Annotated in this window: 22 protein-coding genes and 1 tRNA gene; 14 read left to right on the forward strand and 9 right to left on the reverse strand. The window is 67.1% G+C overall.

Going from position 1 to position 20026, the window contains the following annotated elements:
• Positions 1 to 70 precede the first annotated feature (70 nt).
• On the forward strand, positions 71 to 1939 hold the full coding sequence (locus DPR14_RS04545) for an ABC transporter ATP-binding protein (RefSeq protein ID WP_158044105.1): 1869 nt from the start codon (positions 71 to 73) through the stop codon (positions 1937 to 1939).
• Here the strand turns inward: DPR14_RS04545 and DPR14_RS04550 are convergent.
• Positions 1912 to 2256 carry a hypothetical protein gene (locus tag DPR14_RS04550; RefSeq protein ID WP_158044106.1) on the reverse strand — a complete coding sequence of 115 codons (345 nt, stop codon included), beginning with the start codon at positions 2254 to 2256 and terminating at the stop codon, positions 1912 to 1914. The two genes, DPR14_RS04545 and DPR14_RS04550, sit on opposite strands and share 28 nt — an antisense overlap.
• Positions 2257 to 2423: 167 nt before the next feature.
• Here DPR14_RS04550 and DPR14_RS04555 point away from each other — a divergent pair, with 167 nt between their 5' ends.
• Positions 2424 to 3722: a class I SAM-dependent methyltransferase gene (locus tag DPR14_RS04555; RefSeq protein WP_158044107.1), complete on the forward strand. Its 1299-nt coding sequence runs from the start codon at positions 2424 to 2426 to the stop codon at positions 3720 to 3722.
• 12 nt (positions 3723 to 3734) lie between these two features.
• Here DPR14_RS04555 and DPR14_RS04560 read toward each other — a convergent pair whose 3' ends face one another.
• The 3 genes from DPR14_RS04560 to DPR14_RS04570 form a co-directional block, all read right to left on the reverse strand.
• Positions 3735 to 4364: a hypothetical protein gene (locus DPR14_RS04560; RefSeq protein WP_211103921.1), complete on the reverse strand. Its 630-nt coding sequence runs from the start codon at positions 4362 to 4364 to the stop codon at positions 3735 to 3737.
• 43 nt (positions 4365 to 4407) lie between these two features.
• Complete coding sequence (locus DPR14_RS04565) at positions 4408 to 4605, reverse strand: hypothetical protein (RefSeq protein WP_158044108.1); 198 nt, start codon at positions 4603 to 4605, stop codon at positions 4408 to 4410.
• Positions 4606 to 4677: 72 nt separating this feature from the next.
• Positions 4678 to 5148, reverse strand: a complete 471-nt coding sequence (locus DPR14_RS04570) for a PRC-barrel domain-containing protein (RefSeq protein ID WP_158044109.1) — start codon at positions 5146 to 5148, stop codon at positions 4678 to 4680.
• A 499-nt stretch (positions 5149 to 5647) separates the two neighbouring features.
• Here DPR14_RS04570 and DPR14_RS04575 point away from each other — a divergent pair, with 499 nt between their 5' ends.
• The 3 genes from DPR14_RS04575 (at position 5648) to DPR14_RS04585 (ending at position 7016) form a co-directional block, all read left to right on the forward strand.
• Entirely contained in the window at positions 5648 to 5809 is a 162-nt protein-coding gene (locus DPR14_RS04575; protein ID WP_158044110.1) for a CsbD family protein, read from the forward strand.
• Between the two features lie 73 nt (positions 5810 to 5882).
• Positions 5883 to 5969 carry a small membrane protein YohP gene (locus DPR14_RS29230; protein WP_158047981.1) on the forward strand — a complete coding sequence of 29 codons (87 nt, stop codon included), beginning with the start codon at positions 5883 to 5885 and terminating at the stop codon, positions 5967 to 5969.
• Between the two features lie 339 nt (positions 5970 to 6308).
• Entirely contained in the window at positions 6309 to 7016 is a 708-nt protein-coding gene (locus DPR14_RS04585) for a PRC-barrel domain-containing protein (protein ID WP_158044111.1), read from the forward strand.
• A 210-nt stretch (positions 7017 to 7226) separates the two neighbouring features.
• Here DPR14_RS04585 and DPR14_RS04590 read toward each other — a convergent pair.
• Positions 7227 to 7301, reverse strand: a tRNA-Val gene (locus tag DPR14_RS04590).
• Between the two features lie 139 nt (positions 7302 to 7440).
• Here DPR14_RS04590 and DPR14_RS04595 point away from each other — a divergent pair.
• Positions 7441 to 8241 (forward strand): DUF3108 domain-containing protein, encoded by an 801-nt coding sequence (locus DPR14_RS04595; RefSeq protein ID WP_192499275.1) that lies wholly within the window; start codon positions 7441 to 7443, stop codon positions 8239 to 8241.
• 27 nt (positions 8242 to 8268) lie between these two features.
• Here the strand turns inward: DPR14_RS04595 and cydB are convergent, their stop codons facing one another.
• The 3 genes from cydB to gph form a co-directional block, all read right to left on the reverse strand.
• Positions 8269 to 9279, reverse strand: coding sequence for a cytochrome d ubiquinol oxidase subunit II (gene cydB / locus DPR14_RS04600; protein WP_158044113.1), 1011 nt, complete (start codon positions 9277 to 9279; stop codon positions 8269 to 8271).
• A 5-nt stretch (positions 9280 to 9284) separates the two neighbouring features.
• Positions 9285 to 10691 (reverse strand): cytochrome ubiquinol oxidase subunit I, encoded by a 1407-nt coding sequence (locus DPR14_RS04605; RefSeq protein ID WP_158044114.1) that lies wholly within the window; start codon positions 10689 to 10691, stop codon positions 9285 to 9287.
• A 175-nt stretch (positions 10692 to 10866) separates the two neighbouring features.
• Positions 10867 to 11541, reverse strand: coding sequence for a phosphoglycolate phosphatase (gene gph, locus DPR14_RS04610; protein ID WP_158044115.1), 675 nt, complete (start codon positions 11539 to 11541; stop codon positions 10867 to 10869).
• Positions 11542 to 11675: 134 nt separating this feature from the next.
• On the opposite strand from gph, the gene glmU reads away from it, so the two are divergent.
• The 8 genes from glmU (at position 11676) to DPR14_RS04650 (ending at position 18913) form a co-directional block, all read left to right on the forward strand.
• On the forward strand, positions 11676 to 13055 hold the full coding sequence (glmU, locus tag DPR14_RS04615; protein ID WP_158044116.1) for a bifunctional UDP-N-acetylglucosamine diphosphorylase/glucosamine-1-phosphate N-acetyltransferase GlmU: 1380 nt from the start codon (positions 11676 to 11678) through the stop codon (positions 13053 to 13055).
• Positions 13056 to 13111: 56 nt separating this feature from the next.
• Complete coding sequence (locus DPR14_RS04620; protein ID WP_158044117.1) at positions 13112 to 13456, forward strand: nucleotidyltransferase; 345 nt, start codon at positions 13112 to 13114, stop codon at positions 13454 to 13456.
• Positions 13457 to 13499: 43 nt separating this feature from the next.
• Positions 13500 to 13781, forward strand: coding sequence for a HepT-like ribonuclease domain-containing protein (locus tag DPR14_RS04625; RefSeq protein WP_192499276.1), 282 nt, complete (start codon positions 13500 to 13502; stop codon positions 13779 to 13781).
• A gap of 165 nt (positions 13782 to 13946) precedes the next feature.
• Entirely contained in the window at positions 13947 to 15437 is a 1491-nt protein-coding gene (gabD, locus tag DPR14_RS04630) for an NADP-dependent succinate-semialdehyde dehydrogenase (RefSeq protein ID WP_425501013.1), read from the forward strand.
• Positions 15438 to 15597: 160 nt separating this feature from the next.
• Positions 15598 to 16026, forward strand: a complete 429-nt coding sequence (locus tag DPR14_RS04635; RefSeq protein WP_246148850.1) for a DUF4167 domain-containing protein — start codon at positions 15598 to 15600, stop codon at positions 16024 to 16026.
• 90 nt (positions 16027 to 16116) lie between these two features.
• Positions 16117 to 17358 (forward strand): PQQ-dependent sugar dehydrogenase, encoded by a 1242-nt coding sequence (locus DPR14_RS04640; protein WP_158044120.1) that lies wholly within the window; start codon positions 16117 to 16119, stop codon positions 17356 to 17358.
• On the forward strand, positions 17355 to 18044 hold the full coding sequence (locus DPR14_RS04645; protein ID WP_158044121.1) for a DUF1028 domain-containing protein: 690 nt from the start codon (positions 17355 to 17357) through the stop codon (positions 18042 to 18044). Before DPR14_RS04640 ends, DPR14_RS04645 begins: the two co-directional genes overlap by 4 nt.
• Positions 18045 to 18107: 63 nt before the next feature.
• Positions 18108 to 18913, forward strand: a protein-coding gene (locus DPR14_RS04650) for an IS5 family transposase (RefSeq protein ID WP_158043704.1) whose coding sequence is annotated in 2 segments (ribosomal slippage) — positions 18108 to 18435 and positions 18435 to 18913 — 807 coding nt in all. Because the reading frame shifts where the segments join, the coding sequence is not laid out codon by codon here.
• Between the two features lie 10 nt (positions 18914 to 18923).
• Here the strand turns inward: DPR14_RS04650 and DPR14_RS04655 are convergent.
• The gene (locus tag DPR14_RS04655; RefSeq protein ID WP_192499278.1) at positions 18924 to 19991 is read right to left on the reverse strand and encodes an OmpA family protein; all 1068 of its coding nucleotides are present in this window, start codon (positions 19989 to 19991) and stop codon (positions 18924 to 18926) included.
• Positions 19992 to 20026 lie beyond the last annotated feature (35 nt).

The raw sequence follows: 20026 nt of genomic DNA on the forward strand, positions 1-20026 counted from the left end.
ACCATGATGACGCTAGTGTCCCGCCACCGGCCGGAACGGCTTCCGGCACGCGGCCAGAGCACGAGACGTCATGACGACATCCCCCGTTTCCCCGATCCCCCAGCTTCCCCGCTCCGCCACCGTCCACCGCGGCATCCGCGGCCTCTACGCGGCCTTCTGGCGCCATGCGGAAGGCCGCAGGTCGCTGGTCGTGACGTTCCTGAGCCTGCTGTTCCTGGCGCAGGCCGTGCGGCTGGCGATCCCCTATTTCTTCGGCGAGGCGGTCAATTCCCTCCAGACGGCGGGCACGGCCGGAACCCAGGACGTGACGCTCGCCGGGTGGAACATGGCCCTGATGTTCGGCGCCTGCGTGCTCGGCTGGGCGATGCACGGGCCGGGGCGGGTGCTCGAACGCTTCATGGCGGTGCGTATCCGCGAGCGGTTCGCCGACGCGCTCTACGCCAAGGCGGTGGCCCTGCCGCTGCGTTGGCACGAGCGCCATCATTCCGGAGACACGATCCAGCGCATGGCCAAGGCGACGCAGGCGCTGTTCGGATTCTCGCAGAACCAGTTCATCTATCTCCAGAACTCGGTCAGCCTGGTCGGCCCGCTGGTGGCCCTGTGCCTCGTATCGGCCTGGACCGGGGCGGCGGCCGTGCTGGGCTATGCCCTGATCTTCGCGATCCTGATCAGGTTCGACCGCATCATGGTCTTCCTGCTGAACGAGGAGAACCGGTTCGAGCGGCGCTACGCCGCCGAACTGATCGATTGCCTGGGCAACATATCCACGGTCCTGACGCTCCGCCTCGAGTCGGCGACCCGGTCCGCGGTGGCAGCCCGGCTGACCGCAGCGTTCGCGCCGCTTCGCCGGGGCATCGTCGTCAACGAGGCGAAGTGGTGCGCGATCGACCTGCTCAACAACGGCATCCGCTGCGGGTTGGTGGCGCTCTATGCCTGGCTCGCCTGGCGGAGCGACGGCGTGATCCTGCTCGGCACCGCCGTGATGGTCCACCAGTACTCCCAGCAGATCGGGAACGTCGTCGGCTCCATGGCGACGAACTGGCAGGACTTGGTCCGCTACCAAGCCGATATCGGCAGCGCCGACGAGATCCTCTCGGCCGAGAGCCGCCGGTCCGCATCCGCCCTGCCGGTGCCGGCCGACTGGCGGGAGATCCGGATCGAGGGCCTGACCTTCAGCCATGCCACGCGCCACGAGGACCGGCCGACCCTGCGCGACGTGTCCCTCGTCCTGAAGCGCGGCAGCCGAATCGCCTTCATCGGCGAGAGCGGATCCGGCAAGAGCACGCTGCTGCGGGTCCTGGCAGGACTCTACGAGGCCGACCGCGTCTCGATCGCCTTCGACGGCGAGGCCCGGCCGGACCTGCGCGACCTTGGTCCGGTGGCGACCCTGGTGCCCCAGGATCCGGAGATCTTCGAGGGATCGGTCGCCCAGAACATCACTATGGGCATCCCCTATCCCGCGGCGGCGGTCGAGCGGGCCTGCGGACTGGCCTGCCTCGGCCCGGTGATCGACCGGCTGCCGTTGGGCCTCGCCACCGAGATCACCGAGCGCGGGCTGAACCTGTCGGGCGGGCAGAAGCAGCGGCTGGCGCTGGCGCGCGGCATCCTGGCGTCACGCGACAGCTCGCTGATCATGCTGGACGAGCCGACCAGCAGCATGGACCCGACCACCGAGGCGCGGATCTACGACAACCTGCTGGCCGAATTCCCCGACGCCTGCATCGCGTCTTCGATCCACCGGCTTCACCTGCTGACGCGCTTCGACACCATCGTCTGGATGGCCGACGGCGCGGTGGTCGACCTGGGATCGCTCGACGCCCTGCTGGAGCGCCAACCGGTCTTCCGGGCGCTGTGGGAAAGCTATGCCGGAACCCAGCCGGTAAACAGCCAGGCGGACGGCAGCCCGGTCGGTCATTCGGGGCTGGTTCTGGCGGCCTGAGACTGCTTGCCGGACTGCCGCGAGCGGCGCCATTCGGTCCAGCGCCGCTCGCCGCGGACCATCAGGGCCGAGGTCGGGCGGCGCAGGAACGGCACGTCAATGGCGAGCAGGAGCAGGCCGAGGGGAACCATCCAGAAGCCCAGGATCGGCAGGAAGCCGACCAAGCCGCCCAGGATGAAGAGGACGCCGACCGGTATCCGGACCCAGCGGGCGTCGGGCTTGCGAAGTCCGCCGACCGGCCGGGCGATCCAGCCGGGCAGGCGGTGTTGAAGGCGCTCGAGACTGCGGTCGAGCCGCCGTTGGTCTGGGTTGATCATGATGCGCCCTGAATTGGGGTGCCGGGGTTCGGTATTGAAGACCCTCCCCGCCGGTTGTCCCGCCGCTCCCAATTTTGTCGCGGCCGGTCCTGGCCGGCGACCATTCCGGTTTGCTCCCGGCAGCCCGCGCGGGTAGATACCCGGCGGGCCAGGGGCAGGGAGTCGTCATGCAAACGGACATCATCGAGACCGCGCGCGGCCTGCTCGCCGCCAAGCGGTACAGGGCGGCGCGCCGCCTGCTCGCGTCCCGGCCCGACCTGTCCCCCGGCGGCCATGCCCTGCTCGGGACGGCCTATCTCGGCATGAAGGACTTCGAGCCGGCGCTGGCCCATCTGCGCCGCGCCGCCGATCTCGATCCCGACGATGTCGGGATCCGCGTCCAACTCGCGCGGGCCTGCACCGCCGCGGGCCTGCCCCATGTCGCGACCCGCCTGATGGAGCCGCTGGCCGCGGCGCCGCCGGTCCGCGCCGAAGCTTGGGAGGCGCTGGCAGCGGCCTACCGCCTGGACGCCCGCTATGCGGATGCCGTCCGCCTGTCGTCGCTGGCCGCTTCGGCAGGGGGGCAGACCGGACAGTTGCTGTACGAGGAAGCCATGTGCCGCCATGCGCTGGGCGACGCCGCCGGCGCGCTGGCCGCCTGGGACAGGCTGCTGGACCGCCAGCCCGGCCTCGCGGCCGGCTGGTTCCGGAGCCATGCGGCGGCGCTCCAGGTCCTGTCGCTCGAAGATGCGCTCGACCGCCTGCGCCGGGCGACCGCCTGCCATGGCGCCAACGGCAAGTACTGGGCTTTCCTCGCCGCCTATGCGCTGCTCGGCGGCAGGGAAGGGGAGGCGGCCGCGATCCTGGACGGACCGCTCCGCGACCGCCCGCACCACCATGCGCTGGTCGACGGCGTCGGCGCGCTGCTGCCGCGCCTCTCTGGCGATTTCCGCCTGTTCGGCTGCGGCGCCGACCTGCTCCGGCACGGCGTCGGCCTGGCGGCCGGAAAGGGACTGGTGCTGGAGTTCGGCGTCCGGCGCGGAACCTCGATCGACCACATCGCCGGGGTCGCCGGCCAGGAAGTCCATGGCTTCGACTCGTTCGAGGGATTGCCGGAGGACTGGGGCAGCCAGCGCCGGGGCAGTTTCACCACCGGCCGGGAACTGCCGGCCGTGAGAAGCAACGTGACCCTTCATGCCGGCTGGTTCAGCGACACCCTGCCGCCGTTCCTGGCAGGCCACGGCGAGGCCGTGCGCTTCGCCAACATCGACTGCGACATCTACTCCTCGACCCGCACCGTCCTGACGGCGCTGGCCGGCCGGCTGGTGCCGGGCTCGATCCTGGTGTTCGACGAGTTCATCGGGAACCGCACCTGGCGCGAGCACGAGTACAAGGCGTTCATGGAATGCGCCGCGGAGACGGGCATCGGGTACGAGTACGCCGCGGCCTGCCCGTTCACCGGGCAGGCCGCGGTTCGCATCCTTTGATTGGAACGGTGCTCAGACGGGGGGATCGGCTGATCCGAACAGCCGCTTCAGCAGGGCGTGCATCGGCAGGAAGACGGCAATCGGCAGCAGCAGCATATAGAGCGCGAGATAGAGCAGCGGGTCGAGGAATTGCTGCGGGTCTTCGCCGGGGCCGAAAACCCAATTGACGTTGTCGTCCGGAGACGTCAGCAGCCAAGTCGCCGGCAGCACGATCCAGGCCAGCGCGGTCTGTGCCGGCAGGGCGCGGGGGCCATAGCCCTGGCGCACCAGCATCCAGATCAGGATCGGCGGCAGGAACAGGTGGAACAGCGACAAGGCCCGCAGGTAGAGCGGATACTGGTCGCTGAACATGTAGCCGGCCAGACCGACCAGGGCGCCCCCCGCGAGGAAGTCGATGGTCCAGACCATCTCGAGGGGCAGCACCCCGACTGCCATCATGGAGAAGAGCAACCTGTTGCCGGTCCAAAGACAGATCAGTACGGAGAACAGGGCGATGTCCGAGAACCACAGGAAGTTGCCCGGCCCGTACTCGCGCCAGTAAACCGGTACCAGCGCGATCACGAAAAGCGTGTAGGGCACCCGCAGCCAGAGGGGATAGGCCGCCCGGTCGGATACTCCGCCGCGCATCAGGGCGTGCTGCACGAGAGCCGGTTCGGCGTGACCCGCCCGGCCTCCGGGGCCGCGCTCATGCGTCCGTCCGGTTGGCGTCCATCCGGCTGGCGTCCATCCGGCTGGCTGGCCGGGTCTGGCGCTCCCCTTCCAGGTCATAGGCGACGGAGGCGACCTTCCTGGCACCCCGGGGGAATATCGCGCTCAGGACGCCGACGGTCGTCAGGCCGACCAGGAAAATGAACCCCAGACCTTTTCCGAATGCACCGAACATCTTCATTTCCTTTCCATGTTTATGCGATTTCCTTGTGTCGGGCCGAGCGCATGCCGGCCTTTCCCTGAAGGATCACTGCCGGTAAGCGCGCGGGACCGCGTCGATGCTCCCGCTTCGCTCGTATTCCGGAGCGTTTTCAAAGTCGCCCCGGGTCAGGGTGACCCGGATGTCGCCGGTATCCAGGCCCGTTTCCGCCTCGGACCAGGGGATGGCCACCTCCCGACGGCCCACGATGCCCAGAAAGCCGCCGCTGGCGACGATCAGCCGGTCGATCCCGCCCGACAGGCTTAGCAGGAAGTCGCTGATCGTGCCCAGCACCTCGCCGTCTGCGCCGATCACGCTTCGACCGATCAGGTCCTTTGCACCAACGATGTCGGATTCCGCCTCAAGCTTGGGGACGCTGCCGGATTGCCCGGTCTGGATCCTCCCGTCGCCCGGCCCTACCGCCACGCGGTCCTGCGCGGGAGCGGCGGAGGGGCATGACGGAGTGAGCGCGAGCGTGGCCGTCAGCAACAGCATCGTCTGCAGCGGGGTTTGTCGCATAAGTTCCTCCCATGCGGCGTTCCACGATCGTTCCCGGAAGGCGCCGAAGTCGGAGATTGCGATGAGGTTCAGGCAGGTCGCTCGCCATCACGTGTATCAGCGGACCGTCGAGGCCAGTAGGCGACGCGAACCCATGACCCTGCCCCTGACCTCACGTCCTTGCCGAAAATCGCCCCGTGCCTTGTACGGGTAGACGCCAGGTCCGGCGTTGAAGTTCCAAAATAAATACGGCCGGCGGGCGCTGCCGGCGATCCTTCCTGGTGCCCCATCTGGATAGGGTCATTCGACGCCGGCCGGCTCTGTTCCGTCCTTGTGCCAATTCGGCCCATCGGTAACCTGTTCACTTTTCGGGGAACCGTTCTCCGATCATAGGCGTCCTTACCCGCAAGGCCATCCCATGGCCATCCCATGGCGGCGGTTTCGGGCGCCGTGAGGGCCGGTGCCGCAAGGAGAAGGTAATGAATGAAGATCGGGCCGAAGGCTCGATGAAGAAGGTGGAATGGAAAAGGTGGAGGGCGACGTCAAGCAAGGAGCCGCCAACCTGACGGGAGACGGCAAACTCCAGTCTGACGGCAAGGCCGACAAGGTCGAAGCCAGGATCCGGAATGCCGTCGGCGGCATCAAGGATGCCTTGACCGGCAAGGACAAAGCCGGCCGCTGAGCCGAGCCTACGTCGTGCCGGAGCGCGATCCCGCGGGTCGGGCCCCGGCTAACCCAGATTCAGGAGTTCCATCATGCTCAAGTTCATCGGCGGTACTGTAGGTGTCATTTTCCTGATCGGTCTTCTGGTCTTGATCGGGCTTTTCGCTTTGATTTTCTAGCCCGCCGGATCCGATCCGATCGGTGACTTCCCCAATCCGGAACCATGATCATCCCATTGCCTGGCTCAGTGCCTGGCCTGAACCCATCGCGCCCTTGTCGGCGCGGTGGACAAGGTGAGCGTTGCCCAATCCATGACAATAAAAATAATGGAACTGCGGATTGAGCAGTGCAGATAACAACAACCCATGATGATTCATCTATAATATAAGCTGTGGCATTTTTCGGAACTTACTGAGGCAATCGACTGTTATTATTTTGAGATCAAGACTCAAGTGAGCTGAGGCCGAGAATAATCCTTAAAACCTTGGGATTTCTTACGTCATCTTATGGAGAAACCGATGAAGAATATTTTGACTGTAACGAGCGCTGTTGCACTGCTCGCGCTTGGAACCCCGGCGCTTGCCCAGCAGCAGAATGCCCAGCCGGCAGGTGGCGATCAGAACCCAGCGGCGGGGACTGACGTTCAGGTCCAGCAACCCGCTCCTGAAGTGACTGTGCAACAGCCCGCGCCGGACGTGACCGTCCGGCAGCCGGAGCCCAACGTCACCGTCCAGCAGGCCGAGCCGAACGTGAATGTCGAGCAGGCCGAGCCGAATGTCACCGTGGAGAGGGCCGGCGAGCCGAACGTCAACGTCGTTCGGCCGGATCAGCAGGACGCACCGGAGGCCCGGGACGCAGATGCCGGGACTCCGACGGCAGGTATCGCTCCTACGGCACCGATGGCCGACCCGCGGCTGATGGGCGATCAGGTCTCGGGAATGATCGGGACCAACGCCGTCACGGCGAACAATGAGGAAGTCGGCGAGATCGAAAACCTCCTGATCGGCTCCGAAGGCCAAGTGGAGGCGGCCATCATCGAGTGGGGCGGCTTCCTGGGCATCGGTTCCAAGACCGCCGCTGTTCCCTGGAACGAGCTTCGGTTGAACGAGGCGGGCGACCGTGTCGTCATCGACATGACCCGCGAGGAGATTGAAGAGTTGCCCGCCTACAACGGCGACCCGGCGTCGGTTGCCGGCATCGATGCCGAAGCGAAGCCGGTACAGTAGACCCGGGGGGCTAGCGGAGCAGGGCCGGGATCCCCGGTTTCCACGGGATTCTCGGCAAATGAGGACGGGCGCCTTGCAGGGCGCCCGTCCCTGGCGTGCGGTTGCGCGATCCCGCTGCGTTCCCGCGCGCGGTCGGTCAGGCATGGGGACCGGCCGGGCGCATCGCAAACTGCCCCGAAACCCTGGTTCGTTCAAAGTACTTGAAGAGGATGGTGGGCGCGACAGGGATTGAACCTGTGACCCCTCCCGTGTGAAGGGAGTGCTCTCCCGCTGAGCTACGCGCCCGCCTGTGCGGCGGAGGCCCTATTTATTGAGGTCGGGGGATGATGTCAAGCGCAGGAAACGGCCCGTTCGAAATTGCAGCGGGAACGGGACGCCCTACATGGGTTCTGCAGATCCGATCCGCGGGAGGTGTCCGGTGCCGATGTCGTTGCGATCAGTCAATGCCGGGGTGATCGTCGGTGGTGCCTTGGCCCTGTGTGCCCCGGCGGCATCGGCGGCCGAGAAGGTCAGGCTCGGTTACGCGATCTACGCGGGCGGGTTCGAAGTCCTGCAGGCGTCGATCCTGCTGGATATCGGGCGCGACGATTACGAAGTCGAGGTCAGCGCCGAAACCCAGGGCCTCATCGGCACCTTCTTTCCCTGGCAGAACCTGTCGCGCTCCGTCGGGCTCCTGCGTGACGGGGAGGCGGCACCGCGGTCGCACCGGCAGAGCGGAACCTGGCGGGGACGCGAGCGGGCGGTCAGCCTGGATTACGATGGCTCAGGCCGCGTCGTCGCGGACGTCCGGCCGCCGGACGACCCGTCCGAGCGCGACCCCGTGCCGCCGGAGATGGTGCCGGGAACCACCGATCCCCTGTCGGCCGTGCTGTCCGTGGCCACCGGCGTCGCTTCCGGGCGCGGTTGTACCGGGACGGTTCCGGTATTCGACGGCCGCCGCCGCTACGATCTGAACTTCCGCACGCTTGGAGACCGTCAACTCGCCCCCAACCGCTATTCCGTCTTCAGCGGCCCCGCGGTCCATTGCGAAGTCACCTCGACGGTGCTGGCCGGCCAATGGAAGCGGGACGGTGCGGTCACCGAGCAGGAGAGGCGGGCGCCCATCTCGCTGATGCTGGCGCCCGTGGTCGAGGGACTGCCGCCGGTCCCGGTCCGGCTGGAGGGAGAGAGCCGGTTCGGCGATGTCGTCATGCATCTCACCTCGGCCGATGCCGTGCCCCGGTGACTCCCATGTTTCGGCGATAGCCGAGCCTCAGTGATACCCGACGTCCTCGCCGATCTTGCCGCGGAAGACGTAGTAGGAATAGATCGTGTAGACCACGATCGTCGGGATCAGGAAAGCCATGCCGACCAGCAGGAACTCCTGGGTCTCGGGCGGCGAGGCCGCATCCCAGATGCTGATGTTGGGCGGGATCACGTTCGGCCACAGGCTGACGGCGAGGCCGGCGAAGGACAGGATGAACAGGCCCATGGACAGGGCGAACGGCTGTACCTCGTACCGCTTGTTGATCGCTCGCCAATACAGCAGCGCCAGGGCCGCGGTCAGGATCGGCACCGGCGACAGATAGAGGATGTTGGGCCAGGAGAACCAGCGGTCCGCGATGGTCTGGTTCGCCAGCGGCGTCCAGATGCTGACCAGCGCGATGAACCCGATCACCGCCAGGAACAGCGGCTTGGACAGCTTGTACGCCCACTCCTGCAGCGATCCCTCCGTCCGCCAGATCAGCCAGGTGCAGCCGAGCAGCGCGTATCCCGCCACCAAGGCCGCACCCGTCAGCAGGCTGAAGACCGAGAACCAGTCGAAGTTGCCGCCGGCATAGGCGCGGTTTTCCACGGTGAAGCCCTGGATGAAGGCACCGAGCGCCATTCCCTGCACCACCGTGGCGACCAGAGATCCGAGATGGAAGCTGCGATCCCACACATAGCGGCTGCTCTTCGCCTTGAACCGGAATTCGAACGCCACCCCGCGGAAGATCAGCGCGATCAGCATGAGCGTCAGCGGCAGGTACAGGGCCGGCAGGATCACCGCATAGGCCAGGGGGAACGCCGCGAACAGGCCGGCGCCGCCCAGGATCAGCCAAGTCTCGTTGAAATCCCAGACCGGGGCCACCGTGTTCATCATGACGTCGCGGTCGACGTCGCGCCCGGCGAAGGGAAACAGGATGCCCAGGCCCAGGTCGAAGCCGTCCATCAGGACGTACATGATGATCGCGAAGGCGACGATGCCGGTCCAGATCAGGGTAAGGTCCTGCCACCATTCCATGTCGCTTACTCCGCCGGTTCGATGCGTTCGTCAGGCACCGACATCGGCCGCTTCGGGCGTCCGGCTTCCTGGCGTGCCTGATGGGTGGTTTCGCTATGGTGCGGCTGCGGCCCGAGTTGCAGCAGGCGCAGGATGTAATAGGTGCCGGCCGTGAAGATCAGCGCGTAGGTCACCAGGAACAACCCCAGGGAGGTCAACGCGGCTCCCGCCGTGAGCGACGGGGTCACGCCGTCGGCGGTCCGCAACAGTCCCTGAACCATCCAGGGCTGCCGTCCGATTTCCGTGGTGAACCAGCCGGCCAGGATCGCCACGAAGCCGGCCGGGGTCATGGCGACGCAGATCCAGTGGAACCAGGGCGAGTCGTACAGCCGCCGCCGCCAGCTCAGGAAGACGAAGCCGACCGCCACGAACAGCATCAGGAAGCCGATGCCGACCATGATGCGGAAGGTCCAGAACACGATCGGCACGTAGGGTCGGTCCTCCGGCGCGAACTGCTTCAGCCCCGGCACCTCGCCTTCCAGCTCGTGCGTCAGGATCAGGCTGGACAGGAAGGGAATGCCGATCTCGTAATGGTTCTTCTCGGCCTCCATGTCGGGCCAGGCGAACAGGATCAGCGGCGCCCCGGCCCCGCCTTCCCAATGGCCCTCCATCGCGGCGATCTTGGCCGGCTGCACCTCCATCGTCTTCAGGCCGTGAAGGTCGCCCAGCAGGATCTGCAGCGGCGCCAGGATGGCGATCAGGCCCAGCGACATGCCGAAGCTGATGCGGGTGTATTCCGCGAAGCGGCCCTTCAGGATGTACCAGGCGCTGATCCCGGCGATCACGAACGAGGTGGTCAGGAAGGCGGCCGTCACCATGTGAGCCAGGCGGTACGGGAAGGACGGGTTGAACACCACCTCCCACCAGCTCGTCACGAAGAACCGGCCGTCGCGGATCTCGAACCCGGCCGGGGTGTGCAGCCAGCTGTTCGACGACAGGATCCAGAAAGACGAGATGATGGTGCCGATCGCCACCATGCATGCGGCGAAGAAATGCATGCCGCGCGGCACCTTGCTGCGGCCGAACAGCAGGATGCCCAGGAAGGCCGCCTCCAGGAAGAAGGCGGTGACGACCTCGTACTGGATCAGCGGACCCATCACGTTGCCGGTGATGTCCGACCAGCGGCTCCAGTTGGTGCCGAACTGGTACGACATCACGATGCCCGACACCACGCCCATGCCGAACGAGATCGCGAAGATCTTGGTCCAGAATTCGGACAGCTGGCGGTAAACGTCGCGTCCTGTCTTCAGCCATAGACCTTCGAGCACCATGATCCAATTGGCGAGACCGATGGTAAAGGCGGGAAAAAGGATATGAAAAGATATCGTGAAAGCAAATTGAATGCGCGACAACATCAACGGATCGATGTCCATTGTCCGCTCCCGTCCTTGTCCTACATGCTCCGGAACAGGAGTTTTCTGATCCAGGTTCCGGCATGACGAAGTTTGGAGCTTAGCCGCGCGTTGACCAGTGCGACGACTTGGCATCCCTCGTTCGGAGCATCAATGGGTTCGGGGCCGATATGTTGCCGGGGCGGCGCCTGCGAAATCAGCGATCGGCTAATCCGTCCAGTACGGCGGGAAGCTCCGTGAAATGATCGATGATGGCATCGGCGCCCATCTCGGCCGTGGGGACGTGGGGATATCCGTAGCTGACCGCGACCACCGGGATGCCGGCTCCCCGGGCCGCGGCGACGTCGTTGTGGTTGTCGCCGACCATGACGGCTGCGCCGTCGGTCACGCCGAGCCGGTCCATGATCCAGGTGACGTGGCCGCCGTCGGGCTTTCGCACCGGCAGCGTGTCGCCCCCGGCGACCGATCCGAAGAAGCGGCCGAGGTCGAGCTGGACCAGGACCTCGCGGGTGACCCGTTCCGGCTTGTTGGTGCAGAGCCCCAGCTTCAGCCCGCGCGCGAGCAGCAGGTCCAGCGTCTCCGGCACGCCGGGAAAGATCGAGTCGGCGGAGGCGGGCTGCCGCTCGTAGAATTCCAGGAAGTCGGCATAGATCGCGGGCGCCCTGTCCGGGTCGAGGCTGGTTCCGGTCGCCTCGAAGACCCGGCGCAGCAGGATGGGGGCGCCGTCGCCGACCATGACGCGGATCTGCTCCACGGTGACATGGGGGCGGTCGTACTTGTCCAGCAGCTTGTTGACCGCGGCCGTGATGTCGGTCGCGCTGTCGATCAGGGTGCCGTCCAGGTCGAAGATCACGGCTTGTAGTCGAGGCATGCGGCGGTTCCCCAGTTTCCTTCGGTGATGGTCGTTCCCGGCCGGTCGCCTATCGAGGGCTTTGGCGGAAGCCGGAGGTGTGGCACAAGGAGGACCGAACCCCCCGTGAACGCGGATCAGACGATAACAGCACCATGACATCGACGCACCATACCCAAACCCGCCGTCCGCTCGCCTGCATCATTCTCGCGGCGGGCAAGGGCACCCGCATGAAGTCGGACCTGCCCAAAGTGCTGCACAAGGTGGCGGGCCGCTCGATGGTCGGCCACGTGGTCGCCGCGGCGTCGGCCCTGGAGCCCGAACGGATCGTCGTCGTGGTCGGGCCGGGCATGGAGGACGTCGCGGCCGAGGTGGCGCCCCACGCCACAGTCGTCCAGGAGCGCCAGCTCGGCACCGCCGACGCCGTCATGGCCGCCCGGCCGCTGGTCGAGGGGTTCGAGGGGGACGTGCTGGTCGTCTACGGCGACACCCCGCTGGTCACGCCCGCGACGCTCTCGCGGATGACCGAGGCGCGTCACGGCGCCTCCGGCGATCCCGCAGTCGTCGTCCTGGGCATGCGGCCGGACGAGCCGGGCGCTTACGGCCGGCTGATCCAGGGGGCCGACGGCGGCCTGGAGGCGATCGTCGAGTATCTCGACGCGACGGAGCCGCAGCGGGCGGTGACCCTGTGCAATGCCGGGCTGATGGCGTTCGACGGCCGGCGCCTGTTCGCCCTGCTCGACGCCATCGGCAACGACAATGCCAAGGGGGAGTTCTACCTGACCGACGCCGTCGCCGCCGCGCGCGCCGCGGGGCACGCCTGCCGGTTCGTCGAAGCGTCGGCCGAGGAGGTGGTCGGCGTCAACTCCCGCGCCGAGCTGGCTGCCGTGGAGCGGCTGATGCAGGGCCGCCTGCGGGCGGCCGCCATGGCCGGGGGCGCCACGCTGGCGGACCCGGAGACGGTCTATTTCAGTCACGACACCCGGCTGGGGCGCGACGTGACGGTCGGGCAGAACGTCGTGTTCGGCCCCGGGGTGGAGGTCGGCGACCGGGTCGGGATCCGCCCGTTCTGCCACCTGGAGGAGGTTCGCGTGGCGAGCGGTGCCCTGATCGGCCCTTATGCCCGCCTCCGCCCGGGAGCCGACATCGGACCGGACGTCCATATCGGCAATTTCGTCGAGATCAAGAACGCCCGCATCGACAAGGGCGCCAAGGTCAACCACCTGACCTATATCGGCGACGCCAGCGTGGGCGCGAAGGCCAACATCGGGGCTGGCACGATCACCTGCAACTACGACGGTTTCTTCAAGAGCCATACCGAAATCGGCGCCGGAGCCTTCATCGGCTCCAACTCGGCGCTGGTCGCCCCGGTGACGATCGGGGCCGGCGCCATCGTCGGCGCCGGCAGCGTGATCACCCGCGACGTCCCGGCCGACGCGCTGACGGTGGAGCGGTCCAAGCAGAGCGTCCATGAAGGCTGGGCGGCGGGCTTCCGCACCCGCAGGGCGGCGGAGAAGGCGGCGAAGTCGAAGTAGGGAAGGGCGCGGGCCCGCGCTGGAATGTGAGCGCCGCGAAGCCTATAGTATCCCCGATGCAACGGGGACGGACCATGGGCTATCTGGCGCTCGACCGGTACAGGAACATCGAGGCGGACCTGTCGGCCTTCTGCGACCGCTGGAAGGTGGCTGAACTCGCCCTGCTCGACCTTCCCGAGCAGGAGCGATCGGACCCGGACGCCGAGCTGGACGTGCTGGTCACCATGCGGCCGGATGCAGAATGGACCTTGTTCGACCGGGTGACGATGCAGGACGAGCTTTCCAGGATTTTCAGTCGCAGGTCGCATTTCTACAGCTGGACGGGATTGGTCGAGTTCGGCAATCGGGAACGGACGCGGATGTTCCGCGATGCGGCGCACAGCCTCTATGTCGCCCTCTGACCGTATCGCCCTGGGTCATATCCGGGATGCCTGCACCTTGATCATGAGCTTCGCCGCCACCGCCGGAGGTCGGGATTTCCTGGAGGACCGCCGGTCGATCTCGGCGATTGCTTATCAATTGATCATCATCGGAGAGGCGACCAAAAGTTTGTCCAGGGACTTTCGGGATCGGCACGGAGCGGTCAACTGGCGGTCGATCGCCGGGACTCGCGACGTGCTGGTTCACGACTTCCATAATCTGGACGTGGTGGTTCTATGGCGCACCGCCACACGGCATGTGCCGATACTGGCGCTTGCCGTCTCCGGGATACTCGACCCTCTCTGAACCGGATACCGCTACCTTGGGGGCTGGTTGTCGGCAGCCGAAACCGCGATCGAACTTGAATTGACCTCACAGCCCCTTTGAGAGGTCAACGCCGTATCCGGCTCAACGCGCCGCCCTACATGAACTGATCCATCAAGAAACATCGAAGCACCAAGGAGACCACCGATGAGCGTCATGACTGAAACCGCGGCAACGCTCGGCCTCAAGGATGCCGGACTGCTGCGCGGCCAGTGCTATGTCGACGGTCAGTGGATCGATGCCGACAGCGGCAAGACCATCGACGTCACCAACCCCTCGAACGGCAGGAAGCTCGGCACCGTTCCCGCCATGGGAACGGCCGAGACGCGGCGCGCGATCGAGGCGGCAAGCCGGGCCTTTCCCGCGTGGCGCGCCAAGACCGCCAAGGAGCGATCGAAGATCCTGCGCGCCTGGTTCGACCTGATGATGGCGAACCAGGAGGACCTGGCCCGGATCATGACCGCCGAGCAGGGCAAGCCGATCGCCGAGTCGCGGGGTGAGATCGCCTATGCAGCCTCCTTCATCGAGTGGTTCGCCGAGGAGGCGAAGCGGGTCTACGGCGATACCATCCCGCCGCACCTGGCCGGTCGCCGGATCGTGGTGACCAAGGAGCCGATCGGCGTCTGCGCCGCCATCACGCCCTGGAACTTCCCCGCCGCCATGATCACCCGCAAGGCCGGCCCCGCGCTGGCGGCGGGCGCTCCGATCGTGATCAAGCCGGCCACGGCCACGCCCTATTCCGCCTTCGCCATGGCCGTCCTGGCCGAGCGGGCGGGGGTGCCGGCCGGAATCCTGAGCGTCCTGACCGGGTCCGCCAAGGAGATCGGCGGCGAGATGACGGCCAACCCGATCGTGCGCAAGCTGACCTTCACCGGCTCGACCGAGATCGGCAAGCAGCTGATGTCCCAGTGCGCCGGCACGGTCAAGAATGTGTCGCTGGAGCTGGGCGGCAACGCTCCCTTCATCGTGTTCGACGACGCCGACCTGGACGAGGCGGTCAAGGGCGCCATCGCGTCCAAGTACCGCAACACCGGGCAGACCTGCGTCTGCGCCAACCGCCTGCTGGTGCAGAACGGCATCTACGACGCCTTCGCCGCCAAGCTGGCCGAGGCCGTCAAGGCGCTGAAGGTGGCCGATGGGATGACCGAGGGCGCCCAGCAGGGTCCGCTGATCGACATGGCGGCGATCGAGAAGGTCGAGGACCATATCCGCGACGCGCTGTCCAAGGGCGCCCGGATCGTGGTCGGCGGCGAGCGCCACCCGCTCGGCGGCACATTCTTCCAGCCGACCGTCCTGGCCGACGTCACCACCGAGATGAAGGTGACCCGGGAAGAGACCTTCGGGCCGGTGGCGCCGCTGTTCCGCTTCGACACGGAGGAGCAGGCGGTGAAGATGGCGAACGACACCGAGTACGGGTTGGCGGCCTATTTCTACAGCCGCGACGTCGGCCGGATCTGGCGGGTCGCCGACGGACTGGAATACGGCATCGTCGGCATCAACGAGGGCATCATCTCGACCGAGGTCGCGCCGTTCGGCGGCATGAAGGAGAGCGGAATCGGCAGGGAGGGCTCCAAGTACGGCATGGAGGAATACCTGGAGATCAAGTATCTCTGCATGGGTGGCATCGAGAAAGCCTGATCCCGGCATCTTCCGGGGGCCGCGGAACCATTCCGTGGCCCCGAAGCGACAGATGGGCGGCGTTCCTGGGTCGGACCGCACGATTTCGCATGACCGGGCACCCCGTTCCGGTCTATTCCAAAAGGTTAGAACCTGTCGCGGTGAGGCGCATGCACGATCCATGCGCCACCATCGCGGGACGGTCCCAACAAAGGACGCAAAAGTGCCGCCGCCTAGACATAATCGCCCCTCTTTTCGAAGCCAGAACCGTGCCCCCGGCCTTGATGGCGGCAACCCCGAAAGGGTTCGCGGCGACGCCATGACGAAGCACGCGCGCTATCTGGATCTGGCGCAGGACGCCAAGGCCGCGGGAGACGAGATCACCGCCCAAGGCCACCTGCAATACGCCGAACACTGGTACCGCACCGCCATGGCCGACCGCCGGCCGCCGGAGCCGGTCGAGGACGTGGCGGGTGACGACGGCCAGCCGATCGATCCGGGTCCCGGCGGGCAAGGGCCGGGCGGGCCGGGCAACATGGACCGCAAGCCGCGCCGGCGCGGCCAGCGCACCGGCCCCCTGCGCCGCCGCCCGCCGCCTCCGGAGGGTTGAAGAAGCCCTCGATTCCCCCAACTGGGACCGAAACCGAGCCCGCAGCGCCTGGCGGGCTCCGTTCGAACCAAGTTGCAGGGATGCCATGCCATGACACGTTCTTCGACCCTCTTCGCTCTGGCCGGTCTGGCCGCCGGCGGTTCCTTCGCGGCTGTTCCGGCGGTCGCCCAGCAGCCGGAGCAGCCGCGCTTCGCCCCTGTCACCGGCCACCTGAACACGCCGGGCCGCGCCGAATTCAGCCGTGACGTGCTGGACCGGCTCCAGACGCCTCCGGGCTTCGACCTGGACATCTTCGCGGAGGGGCTGGAGAATCCGCGTATGTTGGCGGTTCATTCCGGCGGCACCGTCTATGTCAGCGAGCGCGAACCCGGACAGGTCACGGCGCTCCGCGACACGGACGGCAACGGTTCGGTCGACAGCATGGACCCGGTCGTCACCGGACGGCCTTATGTCCACGGCTTGGCGATCCGGGACGACCGGCTCTACATGATGACCAACAAGGAGCTTCTGGTCGCCGACATCCGGCAGGACGGCCTGCTGGGCGAGGTGGAGACTCTGGTGGACGGGCTGCCCGACGGCGGGCAGCATCCCAACCGCACGCTGGCCTTCGGTCCGGACGGGCAGCTCTACATGTCGGTCGGCAGCAGTTGCAACGCCTGCGACGAGCCGGACCCGCGCCACGCCACCATGATGCGCGCCAACCCGGACGGCAGCGATCTCCAGGTTTTCGCCGAGGGCCTGCGCAACACGGTGGGCTTCGGCTGGCATCCGGAGACCGGGGAGATGTGGGGCCTGGACATGGGGTCCGACTGGCGTGGCGACGATACCCCGCCGGACGAACTGAACCTGATCGCCGAAGGGAAGCATTACGGCTGGCCCTGGTGCTGGGGCGACGCCCAGGTGGACATGCATATCCCCGGCGAGCCCCAGGATGCGGAGTCCCGCGAAGCCTTCTGCGAACGGACCGAGAGCCCCGTCCTGGACTATACCGCCCACGCCTCGCCGCTGATGATGGCCTTCTACACCGGTGACCAGTTCCCGGAGGAGTACCGCGGCGACGCCTTCGTCACGTTCCGGGGGTCCTGGAACCGCAACCCGCCGTCCGGATACAAGGTGGCGCGCCTGCGCTTCGAGGATGGACGTCCGGCCGGCTTCGAGGATCTTGTGACCGGGTTCCTGTCCGAGGATGGCCGGACCCATTACGCTCGGCTGGCCGGCATCACCCAGGCGCTCGACGGCTCGCTGCTGTTCAGCGACGACACCAACGGGGTGATCTATCGCCTCAGCTACTCCGGCGACGCCACCGCATCCGACGAAGAGGCCCTCCCGTGACCTTTTCGATAGTCGCCCGCTGTCCCCGTACCTGTGAGGTGGGCATCGCGGCCGTCACCGGAATGCCGGGCGTCGGCAAGCTCCTGACCCACGCCGCACCCGGAGCCGGGGCGGTGGCCACCCAGGGCTGGATCAACCCCTACCTGGGCCTGGACGGGCTGGCCCTGCTTCGTGGCGGGCGCCATGACGCCCGGCAGGCGCTGGATGCCATCATCGCCAAGGACGAGGATCGGGATTACCGGCAGGTCGCCATGATCGACCCGGCCGGGAAAACGGCGGTCTGGACCGGGCCGGAATGCGCGGACCATGCCGGCAGCGTGGAGGGTGAAGGGTTTTCGGTCCAGGGCAACCTGCTCACCGGTCCGGATACCCTCCGGGCCTGCGCCGAAGCGTTCGAAGCCCATCACGACGCGGATCTGGCCGTTCGCCTGCTTCATGGACTGGAAGCGGGGGAGCAGGCCGGGGGCGATCGGCGTGGAAGCCAGTCCGCGACGATCTATGTTTTCGCGACGGAGGAGTATCCCCTGTGGGACATCCGCGTCGATTTCCACCGCGAGCCACTGAAGGAACTGCGCAAGGTCTTCGACCGGTTCGCCGCGGAACTGGTCCCCCAGATACGCGACATGCCGCGGCGCGACAACTCGCACGGCCGCCAAAGCCACCGGGGCTATGACGGCCTGAGCTAGATCAGGGGCTAAGAGCGTCTAACAAAACCTTGATGAGAGGCTGGCGCCGCCTATCTGAAGGGCATGGCGAAACCCCTTGTCAGCGATGAGCTGTGGGCGGTCGTGGCGCCGCTGTTGCCGTCCCGTCCGCCCCGTCCGAAAGGTGGTCGGCCGCCGGTCGATGACCGGGCGGCGCTGACCGGCATCCTGTTCGTGTTGAAAAGTGGCATTCCGTGGGAGATGCTGCCGCAAGAGATGGGCTGTGGCTCGGGCATGACCTGCTGGCGGCGGTTGCGCGACTGGCAGTCCGCGGGGGTCTGGGAGACGTTGCACCACGTTCTTCTGGACCGGCTGGGCAAGGCCAACGCGATCGACTGGAGCCGGGCGGCGCTGGACAGCGCCAGCGTCCCGGCAAAAAGGGGGGCCGGGAGACCGGGCCGAACCCGACCGACCGCGGCAAGCCGGGCTCCAAGCGCCACGTCGTCATCGACGCCAATGGCATCCCGTTGGCCGTGACCCTGTCGGCCGCCAACGTCCACGACAGCCGCATGCTGGAGGCCACGGTGGACGCCATCCCGGCCATTCGCCAGTGCGCCGGACGGCCCCGCCGCCGTCCCGCCAAGCTCCACGCCGACAAGGGTTATGATTTCTCCCGCTGCCGCCGCGCCTTGCGCCGGCGCGCCATCATTCCCCGCATCGCGCGCCGCGGCATCGAAAACAGCGAACGGCTCGGCCGGCACCGCTGGAAGGTCGAACGCACCTTGGCATGGTTCGCCCGATTCCGGCGGATCTCCGTGCGCTACGAACGCCGGATCGATATCTTTGCCGCCTTCAATCACCTCGCCGCAGCCCTCATCACCTTCCGCTTCGTCGAACGATGGTTATGTTAGGCACTCTAAATCAAGGGATGTCGTCGACCGCGACCAGGATGCCGACGCAGCGGTTGAGGGGTTCGGAGATGCCGTCGCTCGTCGGCATCGGCATCCTTGTCTCGCCCATGCCGACGGTTTCGATCAGCCCTGCCGGAACGCCGGCCTGCTCCAGCAGGCTGGCGACCGATCCGGCGCGCGCGAGGGCAAGCTCCTGGTTGAAGGCCGTCGAGCCGACCGTGTCCGTGTAGCCGACGACCTTGATCGACCGGACCCGCAAGTCCGAGATGAAACGACTGGCCGTCATGGTCTTGCGCTCGCCGCCGGGAGTCAGGGTGGCGCTCCCCGGGTTGAAATGGATTTCCTGGATCTTGAACAGCATCTGGCTCAGGTCCGGATGGGTGCCGGCGTTCGCCTGGGTCGGCACCACGGAAGGGTCGGACGGCAGCCGCTCGGCCGGCGCCATGGCGACGACCTGCCGGACCAGGGCGTCGCCCGTCGCCTCTCCTGCCGCGGGCTTGCGCCCCGGCGGACGCGCCGGTTCCTCCGGCCGGGCCGCAACGGTCGGCTCGGGCTTGCGCGGCGGTACCGCCGCCGCGGTCTCCGGCGCCGGGCGGACGGCGCCCGGCTTGGTCGGGGGCAGCTTCGCCGCCGGGGCGCTTTCCGAAGACGGCGAAGCCGAGGGTGGCTCCGCGGGCGGGGCGGCCGCAGTCTCGGGCGGTGGGTCCGGTACGGGATCCGGGGCGGGGGCTGCCCCGGTCGGGGGCTCGGAACCGGGTTCCGGTTCGGCAATGGTGGTCTGCGTCTCCTCGCCGTCGTCCGATTCCAGGGGCGGGATCGACTCCCCGCCGGCGGTGGGCTCGTCGCCCGTGCGTCCCTCGACGGGGGGTGGCTGGTCGCCCGTTGCCGTCCCGGCATCCGTTTCCGCCGTGGCCTCCGGCTCGGCGGCGTCCGGTACCGGTACCGGTTCCGGTGCTGCGGCTACCGGTTCCTGCGGGGGACTTGCCGGTTGGTTCTCCGTGATCGAGTCCTGCGGCGCGGCGGAGCTTTCTTTCTTTTCCGGCTCCCCGTCGCACGCCGCCAAGGCAAAGGTGAGCACAAGACCAATCAAGCAGGCGTTACGCTGCTTCCTCC

This window comes from Skermanella pratensis (assembly GCF_008843145.1).
Lineage (GTDB): Bacteria > Pseudomonadota > Alphaproteobacteria > Azospirillales > Azospirillaceae > Skermanella > Skermanella pratensis.

Bases quoted from the DNA above. Each gene is read 5' to 3' on its own strand.
- DPR14_RS04570 (WP_158044109.1), bottom strand. From the start codon at position 5,148: ATGCGACAAACCCCGCTGCAGACGATGCTGTTGCTGACGGCCACGCTC.
- gabD (WP_425501013.1), top strand. From the start codon at position 13,947: ATGAGCGTCATGACTGAAACCGCGGCAACGCTCGGCCTCAAGGATGCC.
- DPR14_RS04635 (WP_246148850.1), top strand. From the start codon at position 15,598: ATGCGCCACCATCGCGGGACGGTCCCAACAAAGGACGCAAAAGTGCCG.
- cydB (WP_158044113.1), bottom strand. From the start codon at position 9,279: ATGGAATGGTGGCAGGACCTTACCCTGATCTGGACCGGCATCGTCGCC.
- DPR14_RS04565 (WP_158044108.1), bottom strand. From the start codon at position 4,605: ATGTTCGGTGCATTCGGAAAAGGTCTGGGGTTCATTTTCCTGGTCGGC.
- DPR14_RS04595 (WP_192499275.1), top strand. From the start codon at position 7,441: ATGTCGTTGCGATCAGTCAATGCCGGGGTGATCGTCGGTGGTGCCTTG.
- DPR14_RS29230 (WP_158047981.1), top strand. From the start codon at position 5,883: ATGCTCAAGTTCATCGGCGGTACTGTAGGTGTCATTTTCCTGATCGGT.
- DPR14_RS04640 (WP_158044120.1), top strand. From the start codon at position 16,117: ATGACACGTTCTTCGACCCTCTTCGCTCTGGCCGGTCTGGCCGCCGGC.
- DPR14_RS04575 (WP_158044110.1), top strand. From the start codon at position 5,648: ATGGAAAAGGTGGAGGGCGACGTCAAGCAAGGAGCCGCCAACCTGACG.
- DPR14_RS04605 (WP_158044114.1), bottom strand. From the start codon at position 10,691: ATGGACATCGATCCGTTGATGTTGTCGCGCATTCAATTTGCTTTCACG.
- DPR14_RS04545 (WP_158044105.1), top strand. From the start codon at position 71: ATGACGACATCCCCCGTTTCCCCGATCCCCCAGCTTCCCCGCTCCGCC.
- gph (WP_158044115.1), bottom strand. From the start codon at position 11,541: ATGCCTCGACTACAAGCCGTGATCTTCGACCTGGACGGCACCCTGATC.
- glmU (WP_158044116.1), top strand. From the start codon at position 11,676: ATGACATCGACGCACCATACCCAAACCCGCCGTCCGCTCGCCTGCATC.
- DPR14_RS04555 (WP_158044107.1), top strand. From the start codon at position 2,424: ATGCAAACGGACATCATCGAGACCGCGCGCGGCCTGCTCGCCGCCAAG.
- DPR14_RS04550 (WP_158044106.1), bottom strand. From the start codon at position 2,256: ATGATCAACCCAGACCAACGGCGGCTCGACCGCAGTCTCGAGCGCCTT.
- DPR14_RS04620 (WP_158044117.1), top strand. From the start codon at position 13,112: ATGCAACGGGGACGGACCATGGGCTATCTGGCGCTCGACCGGTACAGG.
- DPR14_RS04585 (WP_158044111.1), top strand. From the start codon at position 6,309: ATGAAGAATATTTTGACTGTAACGAGCGCTGTTGCACTGCTCGCGCTT.
- DPR14_RS04625 (WP_192499276.1), top strand. From the start codon at position 13,500: ATGAGCTTCGCCGCCACCGCCGGAGGTCGGGATTTCCTGGAGGACCGC.